General features: G+C 65.6%; 7 protein-coding genes. 2 read left to right on the forward strand and 5 right to left on the reverse strand.

From position 1 onward, the window contains the following. Positions 1 to 9: 9 nt before the first annotated feature. Positions 10 to 1,230: an LL-diaminopimelate aminotransferase gene (locus OR37_RS19510; protein WP_004624282.1), complete on the reverse strand. Its 1,221-nt coding sequence runs from the start codon at positions 1,228 to 1,230 to the stop codon at positions 10 to 12. 109 nt (positions 1,231 to 1,339) lie between these two features. Next, a complete protein-coding gene (locus OR37_RS19515; RefSeq protein WP_004624284.1) occupies positions 1,340 to 1,780 on the reverse strand; it encodes a hypothetical protein in 441 nt (146 codons plus the stop codon). A 92-nt stretch (positions 1,781 to 1,872) separates the two neighbouring features. Between OR37_RS19515 and phaC the strand changes: the two genes are divergently transcribed. After that, positions 1,873 to 3,849, forward strand: a complete 1,977-nt coding sequence (gene phaC / locus OR37_RS19520; RefSeq protein WP_004624286.1) for a class I poly(R)-hydroxyalkanoic acid synthase — start codon at positions 1,873 to 1,875, stop codon at positions 3,847 to 3,849. Continuing rightward, entirely contained in the window at positions 3,846 to 4,751 is a 906-nt protein-coding gene (locus tag OR37_RS19525; RefSeq protein ID WP_004624288.1) for an alpha/beta hydrolase, read from the forward strand. Before phaC ends, OR37_RS19525 begins: the two co-directional genes overlap by 4 nt. A gap of 35 nt (positions 4,752 to 4,786) precedes the next feature. Here the strand turns inward: OR37_RS19525 and argC are convergent, their stop codons facing one another. The 3 genes from argC to rplM all read right to left on the reverse strand — a co-directional run bounded on the left by argC (position 4,787) and on the right by rplM (position 6,805). Next, positions 4,787 to 5,740, reverse strand: a complete 954-nt coding sequence (gene argC, locus OR37_RS19530) for an N-acetyl-gamma-glutamyl-phosphate reductase (protein WP_004624290.1) — start codon at positions 5,738 to 5,740, stop codon at positions 4,787 to 4,789. Positions 5,741 to 5,854: 114 nt separating this feature from the next. Next, positions 5,855 to 6,328 (reverse strand): 30S ribosomal protein S9, encoded by a 474-nt coding sequence (gene rpsI / locus OR37_RS19535; RefSeq protein ID WP_004624294.1) that lies wholly within the window; start codon positions 6,326 to 6,328, stop codon positions 5,855 to 5,857. Between the two features lie 3 nt (positions 6,329 to 6,331). After that, the gene (rplM, locus tag OR37_RS19540) at positions 6,332 to 6,805 is read right to left on the reverse strand and encodes a 50S ribosomal protein L13 (RefSeq protein ID WP_004624297.1); all 474 of its coding nucleotides are present in this window, start codon (positions 6,803 to 6,805) and stop codon (positions 6,332 to 6,334) included. Between the last annotated feature and the right edge of the window lie 233 nt (positions 6,806 to 7,038).

Below are 7,038 nucleotides of genomic sequence, written 5' to 3' on the forward strand. Positions count from 1 at the left end.
GAACCGGCCCTAAGCCTGTTCCATCTTGTTGTGGGCCTTGGCCAGGATGGAGTCGGCGTTGGCGATGAATTTCTTGACGTTGCGCGCGGCCTGGCGAATGCGGTGCTCGTTCTCGACCAGACCGATGCGGACATAGCCTTCGCCGTATTCGCCAAAGCCGATGCCGGGCGCGACGGCGACGCCGGCCTCCTCAATCAACAGTCGCGAGAACAGCATCGAGCCCGCCTCGCGATAGGCCTCGGGGATCTTGGCCCAGGCAAACATCGAGGCCGGCGGATTGGGAATGTCCCAGCCGGCGGCGGCCATCGACTTGATCAAGGTGTCGCGGCGGCTCTTGTAGATGCCCCGAATCTCGTCGACGCAGTCCTGCGGCCCGTTCAGCGCCGCGGCGGCCGCCACCTGCACCGGCGTATAGGCCCCGTAATCAAGATAGGACTTCACCCGCGCCAGCGCCGCGCAGATGCGGCTGTTGCCGACCACCATGCCCACGCGCCAGCCAGCCATGGCGTAGGTCTTGGACAGCGAATTGACCTCGACCGCGATGTCCTTTGCGCCGTCGACCTGCAGCACCGAGGGCGGGGGGTTGTTGTCGAAATAGATCTCGCCATAGGCCACGTCGCTGATGACCAGAAGGTCGTGCTTCTTGGCCAGGGCGATCGCGTCCTTGTAGAAGTCCAGCCCCACCCATTGGGCGGTCGGGTTCGATGGATAGGACAGGATCATCACCGACGGCGGCGGCACCGAGTGCTTCACCGCGCGGCTGATGTTGGACAGGTAATCCTCGGGCGATAGGGCCGGCACGTGGCGGATAATGCCGCCAGCCATGATGAAGCCGAAGGCGTGGATCGGATAGGCCGGGTTCGGACAGATGATCACGTCACCGGGCCCCGTCAGGGCCTGGGCGAGGTTGGCGAAGCCTTCCTTGGAGCCCAGCGTGGCGATCACCTCGGTGTCGGGGTTCAACTTCACCCCGAAGCGGCGGCCATAATAGTTGGCCATGGCCTTGCGAAGGCCAGGAATGCCCTTGGACGCGGAATAGCGACCCGCCTTCGGGTCGCGCGCGGTCTCGATCAGCTTCTCGACGATGTGTGGTGGGGTCGGCATGTCGGGATTGCCCATACCGAAGTCGATGATGTCGACGCCCTCGGCGCGGAGGCGCGCCTTGATCTTGTTGACCTCTTCGAAGACGTAGGGCGGCAGACGGCGGATACGGTGGAAATCGGTGCTCATGGGGGCTCTATGCGCCGCTTCGGCGCTTTGGGAGCGGAAAGTCGGGCATGGATAGACCCCGAGCGGGGTCGAGCCAAGCCGGTTCAAGGAAGATTATGCCTCCGCCACCCTATTGGGGCTGTGACGGAGGCGCGCTAGCTCGGCCGCGCGCGGCCTTGGCGAAGGCTTCGGTCGCGGCGCGATCGGCGTCGGTCGGCGCTTCGAACGCCGGCGGCTTCACGTCGCGATAGGCCTTGTCGGCGTAGGGCTGAGTATCCTTGAGCTCCCAGGTGCCCGGGGCGACGGCCTTGGTCAGGGCTTCGCCGGCGGCGGTCTGGGAGGCCACGCGCGCGCGGATCTGGGCGTCGGTCGGAATGTCCTTCGGCACGGCCGGGATCTGCACGAGCTTGATGCGCGGTTCACGCGACTTGGCGGCGGCGGCCACCTGGGCGGCGATCGGCGACGCGGGATCGACCTGGGCCGTGGCGAACGGGTTCGCGCACGCCGCCGCGCCGGCGGCGAGGCCAACGGTCAGGGCAAGACGCGTGATTTTGCGGGTTTCGCCGTTCATTGGATCTGGTCTTATGCGATGATCGCGACGAGCGGAAGGCGTTCGTCGTCGCTTTTCTCGAACGGGCTCAGGACTAGAGCGGAGGAAACCCAATGGCCACGGCGAAACCCGCCCCCAAGCCTCGGAAGAAAGCCGTTCCCGAGGCCGAGTCGGCCCCCTCCAAGCCCAAGATCCCCAAGGCGAAGGCCAAGCCCGCGATCGCCGAGGCGCCGCCGGAGCCCAAGGGCCCGCCCGAATCGGCCGCCGGAGCCAAGCCGGCTCAGCCCCCCTTCACGCCGTTCGAAACCGTGCTCTCGGCCGACCAGTTGAAAATGGTCGAAACCCTGTCGGCGAACCTGGCCCGCGCCGCGGTGACCGCCCAAGGCGCGATCGCCGAGGCCGCGCTGCGCCAAGCCGATCGGCCGGCGGCCCTGACGCCCGATCCCTTCCATGTCGCCCCGGCCCTCAACGAGGTGATGGGCCGCCTGGCCGCCCAGCCCGACCGCCTGATGCGCGCCCAGGCCGATCTCTTTGGCCAATACATGGATCTCTGGCAGTCGGTCGCCCGCCGCGCCGCTGGCGAGGAAGTCAAGCCCGTCGTCGCACCGGCCGCCGGCGACAAGCGCTTCAACGATCCGGACTGGGCGTCAAACCCGATGTTCGACCTGATGAAGCAGTCCTATCTCCTGTCGTCGAACTGGCTGAACAAACTGGTGGCCGACGTCGACGGCGTCGATCCGGCCACCAAGCGTCGCGTCGAATTCTTCACGAAGATGCTGACCGACGCCTTTTCGCCGTCGAATTTCCTGATCTCCAATCCCGCCGCCCTGCGCGAGGTCGTGCAGACCCAAGGCGAGAGTCTGGTGAAGGGCATGGAGAATTTCGCCGCCGATCTCGAGCGCGGCGGCGGCCAGCTGGCGATCAGCCAGACGGATCTCGCCAAGTTCAAGGTCGGCGAGAACGTCGCCACCGCGCCGGGCAAGGTCGTCTATCAAAACGACATTCTGCAGCTTCTGCAGTTCAACCCGACCACCGAGACGGTGTGCGAAATCCCGCTGCTGATCTTCCCGCCTTGGATAAACAAGTTCTACATTCTGGACCTGCGGCCCGAGAACTCGATGATCCGCTGGCTGACCGGCCAGGGCTTCACGGTGTTCGTCGCCTCTTGGGTCAATCCGGATCGCAAGCTGGCCGACAAGACCTTCGAGGACTACATGTTCGAAGGGATCTATGACGCCACCCAGCAGGTCATGACCCAGTGCGGCGTCGATCGGGTCAACACGGTCGGCTACTGCATCGGCGGCACCCTGCTGTCGGTGGCCCTGGCCCACATGGCGGCCAAGGGCGACAAGCGGATCAATTCGGCCACCTTCTTCGCGGCCCAGCAGGACTTCGCCGAAGCCGGCGATCTGCTGCTGTTCACCAACGAGGAATGGCTGCAGTCGATCGAGCAGCAGATGGACCAGGCGGGCGGCTTCCTGCCCAGCCAGTCGATGGCCGACACCTTCAATGCTCTGCGCGGCAACGACCTGATCTGGTCGTTCTTCGTCAGCAACTATCTGATGGGCAAGGAGCCGCGACCGTTCGATCTTCTGTTCTGGAACGCCGACCAGACCCGGATGCCCAAGGCGCTGCACCTGTTCTATCTGCGCAATTTCTATAAGGACAACGCCCTGACCACGGGCAAGCTCAACCTGGGCGGCGAGCATCTGGATCTCTCCAAGGTGAAGATCCCGATCTACGTCCAGTCGTCGAAGGACGACCACATCGCGCCCTATCGCAGCGTCTATCGCGGGGCCAAAGCGTTCGGCGGGCCGGTCACCTTCACCATGGCCGGCTCGGGCCATATCGCCGGGGTGATCAATCACCCCGACGCCAAGAAGTATCAGTACTGGACGAACGATAAGCTGCCGGGCGACGTCAGCGAATGGATCGCCGGGGGGCAGGAGCATCCCGGCTCTTGGTGGCCGCACTGGGGCGCATGGCTGCGGGCTCGGTCGGGCGACCAGGTTCCCGCCCGGGATCCCGCCAAGGGCAAGCTGAAGCCGCTGGAGGACGCGCCCGGCAGCTTCGTGCTGGTGAAGTCATGAACCGCCTTGTCGGCGCGGCTCTGATCGTGGTGACCTCCGTGCTGGCCGCCCAGCCAGCGGACGCTCAGCGCTTGCGCGACCGGATCGCCGCGCGAATGGCCGAACGCGCCGAGGCCCGCGCGACGACCGCGCCAGCGCCGGACGGCGTCGAGGTCGATCGCGACATCGCCTACGGCGGCGACAAGGCCCAGACCTTCGACGTCTATCGTCCCAAGGCGGCCAAGGGCGCGCCGATCGTGGTCATGGCGCACGGCGGCGGCTGGCGGATCGGCGACAAGGCCATGGGTCGCGTGGTCGACAACAAGGTCCGATGGCTCTCCAGCCAAGGCGTGATCTTCGTCTCGATCAACTATCGAATGCTGCCCCAGACCGGCGTCGCCGAGCAGGCCGCCGACGTCGCCCGCGCCGTGGCCGCTGTCCAGGCCAAGGCGGAAAGCTGGGGCGGCGACCCTGCCAAGGTGGTGCTGATGGGCCATTCGGCCGGTGCGCACCTCGTGGCGCTGTTGACCGCGGAACCCGCCCTTGCCGCCCAGCAAGGCGTCAAACCCTGGCGCGGCGCGGTGGCGCTGGACAGCGCGGCCATGGACGTTCCCGCGATCATGGAGGCCAAGCACTTCAAGCTCTATGACGACGCCTTCGGCCACGACCCCATCGTGTGGCGAGCCCTCTCGCCTCTGCACCAGATGAAGTCCGCCCCCGTTCCGATGCTTTTGGTCTGCTCGTCGCGCCGCGCCGACTCGTGCCCGCAGGCCAAGGGGCTGGCGGACAAGGCCGTGAGCCTGGGCGGCAAGGCGAGCGTGCTGCCCGAGGATCTCAGCCACGGCGACATCAACGCCCAGCTCGGCGAGCCCGGCGGCTATACGCAGGCGGTCCAGCGCTTCATCGAGTCGATAACCCGCTAGAGCCTGTCCGCCCGACGCCGCCATCGGCCATCGGCTTACAGGCCCGCGCTTTCCTTCAGGCCCAGGGCGAGATTGAGGTTCTGCACCGCCGCCCCGGAGGCGCCCTTGCCGAGATTGTCGAGCAAGGCCACCAGCCGCGCCTGGCCGCTGGTGTCCGAACCGAACACGAAGAGCTTCAGGCGATTGGTGCCGTTCAGGCCTTCCGGATCCAGGGTGGTCAGGCTTTTGGCCTCGTCCAGCGACGCCACCTCGACGAAATGCTCGCCCTTATAGTGCTTGGCCAGAGCGTCATGAAGATCGCCCAGCGACGGCGCGCCGTTCAGGGTCGAGAAGTGCAGCGGCAGCTCGACGATCATGCCCTGCGGATAGCGTCCGACGGCCGGCATGAAGATCGGGCGGGTCAGGAGACCGCCGTGCTTCTGCATTTCCGGCACATGCTTGTGGGCCAGGGACAGGCCGTAGATCCGGTAAGGAACCTTGGTGTGGTTCGGCGCGCCCTCGTCCTCGAACTCGGCGATCATCGCCTTGCCGCCGCCGCTGTAACCGGAGACGGCGTTGTACGAGATCGGCAGTTCGGCGGGCAGGATGCCGGCGCTGACCAGCGGCCGCGTCAGAGCGATGGCGCCGGTCGGATAGCAGCCGGGATTGGAGATGCGCTTGGCGGCGGCGATCTTGCCGCGCTGTTCCTTGTCCAGCTCCGGGAAGCCGTAGGTCCAGCCCTCCGCGGTGCGATAGGCCGTCGAGGCGTCGATGATCACCGTGTTCGGATTGGTGACCAGCGAGACAGCCTCCTTGGCCGCGTCATCGGGCAGGCACAGGATCACGGCGTCGGCGCCGTTCAGCATCTCGGCGCGGGCGTCGGCGTCCTTGCGCTTGTCCGGATCGATCGAGATCAGCTCCAGGTCCTTGCGGCCGACCAGGCGCTCGCGGATCTGCAAGCCGGTGGTGCCGGCTTCGCCGTCGATGAAGACCTTGGGGGCGCTGGACATGGCGAACTCCGATCTGGGGCGATCAGCCAGAAGAAGCAGAAAACAGAGACAGAAATGAAAAAGGGCGCTTCGGCCGAACCGAAGCGCCCCTTCCCAAACACGTAATCGTCGCGATTAGCGCTTCGAGAACTGGAAGCTGCGGCGGGCCTTGGCCTTGCCGTACTTCTTACGCTCGACGACGCGGCTGTCGCGGGTCAGGAAGCCGTGCGGCTTCAGGACCGGACGCAGGCCGGGTTCGTAATAGGTCAGAGCCTTGGACAGGCCGTGGCGGATGGCGCCGGCCTGACCCGACAGGCCCGAGCCTTCGACCGTCACGACGACGTCGAATTGACCCAGACGGTCGGTCACTTCCAGCGGCTGGGCGATCATCATGCGCAGCACCGGACGGGCGAAATAGACTTCTTGATCGCGACCGTTGATCGTGATCGAGCCCTTGCCCGGCTTGATCCAGACGCGAGCGATCGCGTTCTTGCGCTTGCCGGTCGCGTAGGCGCGGCCTTGGGCGTCGATCTTGGGCTCGGCCGGGGCGGCCGCTTCCGGGTTGCTGGACAGGCTGGCCAGCGCGTCAAAGCCTTGAGCGTCGGTCATAGCTTAGAGGCTCCGGATGTTCTTGGCGTTGCGGCCCGCGAAGTCGACGACTTCGGGGTTCTGCGCTTGGTGCGGGTGCTCACCGGTGTTGTAGATGAGCAGGTGGGTCAGCTGCTTGCGAGCCAGGGGGCTCTCCTTGGGCAGCATGCGCTCGACGGCCTTTTCCAGGACGCGCTCGGGGAAACGACCACCCAGCACCTTGCGCGGGGTGGTTTCCTTGACGCCGCCCGGGTGACCGGTGTGACGGTAGTAGACCTTGTCGTCCAGCTTCTTGCCGGTGAACTTCACCTTGTCGGCGTTGATGACGACGACGAAGTCGCCGCAATCGACGTGCGGGGTGTAGTCAGGACGGTGCTTGCCGCGAAGACGCATGGCGATGAACGTCGCCAGACGGCCGACAACGGCGTTCTCGGCGTCGACCACGATCCACTTCTTCTCGACCTCGGCTGGCTTCAAGGAAGCCGTGATCTTCTGCATGGGATTGATCCGTAATTTCTAGGCGTCCGACCCCGAGAAATCCGGTTTCGTCCGTGTGAGGCGCGGCATGTACGGGAGGGTTCGCCCCCTGTCAACAACAGCGATGCAAAAAACTTACAAAGCCAATATAATACAAAGGGATATGACGAAAGGTATTATAATACCGCAACCGCGAATTCGGCGCGCCGCGAGGTCATGCGTCCGCCGCTTCACGCGGCCAGCCGCTGAAGGCA

It is taken from the genome of Caulobacter vibrioides OR37 (genome assembly GCF_000372645.1).
In the GTDB taxonomy this organism is placed as follows: Bacteria; Pseudomonadota; Alphaproteobacteria; order Caulobacterales; family Caulobacteraceae; genus Caulobacter; species Caulobacter vibrioides_E.